The organism is Dietzia sp. Die43 (genome assembly GCF_024519835.1).
Taxonomy (GTDB): domain Bacteria; phylum Actinomycetota; class Actinomycetes; order Mycobacteriales; family Mycobacteriaceae; genus Dietzia; species Dietzia kunjamensis.
This window is the reverse complement of record NZ_JALJRF010000046.1, coordinates 1-2,407: the sequence shown is the minus strand read 5'-3', so window position 1 is coordinate 2,407 and position 2,407 is coordinate 1. Positions and strand designations below refer to the sequence as shown.

Annotated in this window: 1 protein-coding gene and 1 pseudogene; both read right to left on the bottom strand. The window is 61.8% G+C overall.

Annotated features, from left to right (window positions below; all coding sequences use genetic code 11):
* Positions 1-12: 12 nt before the first annotated feature.
* On the bottom strand, positions 13-360 hold the full coding sequence (locus NR111_RS18115; RefSeq protein ID WP_256821614.1) for a hypothetical protein: 348 nt from the start codon (positions 358-360) through the stop codon (positions 13-15).
* Between the two features lie 91 nt (positions 361-451).
* Positions 452-2,221 (bottom strand): annotated as a pseudogene (locus NR111_RS18110) (phosphoketolase); the annotation flags it as partial.
* Between the last annotated feature and the right edge of the window lie 186 nt (positions 2,222-2,407).

Sequence of the window (2,407 nt, the reverse complement as noted above, 5' to 3'; positions counted from 1 at the left end):
TGCCTCACCGCATCACCGCAGCATCCCCGCTACGCACTCCGGATCCGGAAGAGCCGCTAATGCGGTCAGGAACAGGTCATTTTTTCGGGCCCCCAGTCCGGCGACAGACCAGGCATCCGGTCCGTCCTCCGGGCTGCCTGTGGGAAGCTGGATGCCGCGGGAGGTCAGGAAGGCGCGGATGCCGTCTCCGCGGCTGCGTCCGTCCACGTAAAGCCGGTAGTCCCGGTCTGCGTCGAACGGTGGCGTATCCGCTCCCACTCCGGATCTGGAGTCGGCCAGGACGGAGTCGAAGAGCTCCTTCCAGGCCGCCGCATGCACGCTGGTAGTCCGGGTAACGACCCCGTCCATGTCGAACAGCACCGCATCATAGGGCAAAGTGGCGAGATGATTCGACGACAAGGGCGGTGATGTCTTCCGAGGATGTGACGGTGCCATGTTAGAGCGGTTCCTCTCATGCTTCCTGCTCGCATCGAAGGCCGGGGCCGGGGACAGCTGTCCATTGCCAGTTGTTGATTTCCGGCATGTCTTCGCCGTGGGTGCGGATGTACTGGTGGTGTTCGATCAGGGCGTTCTTGAATTTTTCGCGCACGGTGGCCGAGACGTCCTTGAGCCGCGGCACTCTGTCAATCACCGCCATGGCCAGGTGGAACCGGTCGATCCGGTTGAGTACGCACATATCGAACGGTGTCGTCGTGGTGCCTTCCTCTCTAAAGCCGTGAACATGGAAGTTCCCGTGGTTGGTCCGCCGGTAGGTGAGCCGGTGGATCAACCACGGATAACCGTGGTAGGCGAAGATCACTGGCTTGTCCGTGGTGAACAGCGCGTCGAAGTCGGTGTCCGACAGCCCGTGCGGGCCTTCGGACTCGTGTTGCAGCCGAAGGAGGTCTACGACGTTGACCACCCGGATGGACAGATCCGGGAAGTGGGAGCGCAAAAGGTCCACGGCGGCGAGGGTCTCCATGGTGGGAACGTCCCCGGCACAACCAAGCACCACATCCGGTTCCGTGTCCGGGTGTGTGCTGGCCCAGTCCCAGATGCCGATGCCCTTGGTGCAGTGAACGATGGCGTCGTCCATGTCTAGGTATTGCAGCTGTGGCTGTTTGCCGGCGACGATGACATTGACATACTGACGGCTGCGCAGACAGTGGTCGGCCACCGACAGCAGCGTGTTCGCGTCCGGTGGTAGGTATACCCGGATGACCTCGGGTTTCTTGTTGAGCACATGGTCGATGAAGCCGGGATCCTGATGGGAAAAACCATTGTGGTCCTGCCGCCAGACGTGGGAGGTCACCAGATAGTTCAAGGAGGCGATCGGCCTGCGCCACGGGATGCCATTGGTCGTGTCCAGCCACTTGGCATGCTGGTTAAACATCGAGTCCACAATATGGATGAAGGCCTCATAGCAGGAGAAGAACCCGTGCCGACCGGTGAGCAGGTAGCCTTCCAGCCAACCCTGGCAGGTGTGCTCGGACAGGATTTCCATGACTCGCCCATCACGGGCCAGATGATCATCCCCGGGGACTGTTCCGACGTTCCAGGCCCGGTCCGTGGCCTCCAAAACCGCTGTCAGGCGGTTGGAGTTGTTTTCATCCGGGGCGAAGACACGAAAATTGTGCAGATTTGTAGCCAGAATGTCCCGAAGCATCTGCCCGAGCACTCGGGTTGCCTCAACCTGACCGGTCCCGGGTTGTTCTACCGGGACAGCATAGTCGCGGAAATCGGGTATCCGCAGGTCCCGCAATAAAGTGCCGCCATTGGCATGGGGGTTGGCACTCATCCGTCTGTCCCCGGGAGGGTGCAGAATGCGGACCTCTTCGACCGGTTCCCCGGAGTCGTCGAAGAGCTCCTCCGGGCGGTAGCTGCGCAACCAGTCCTCCAGGATCTTCCGGTGGCTATCGTTTTCCCGTGCCGCACTGAAGGGAACCTGGTGGGAGCGCCAGGACCCTTCCACGTCCTGCCCGTCCACTTCGGCCGGGCCGGTCCATCCTTTGGGGGAACGCAGCACAATCATCGGCCAGCGGGGCCTTTCCGTCTCTCCGCTTTCGCGGGCACGGTGCTGGATCTCCCGAATGTCATCAAGACAGGTGTCCAGTGCTCGGGCGAAATCCTGGTGCATCTGTTCCGGATCGTGACCCTCAACGTAGTAGGGAGTATGCCCGTAGCCGCGCAGCAAGTCGTCCAACTCGTCATGGTCAATCCGTGCCAGGACGGTGGGACTAGCCCCGCTGATTCACGGAGCGTGAGGATTGCTGCTGTCGGGTTACGGCGGGATCCATTTCGTGGGTGGGCGTGCAGGAGTGCCGGCTGGCGCTGCCGGTGGGCGGGTCTCCGGTGGTGCTGTCGTGGGCGGGTGGTCAAGCCCCTGGAAGTGGTGTAACTGAATGGTGATCCTTCGTGGGTGGTCAGG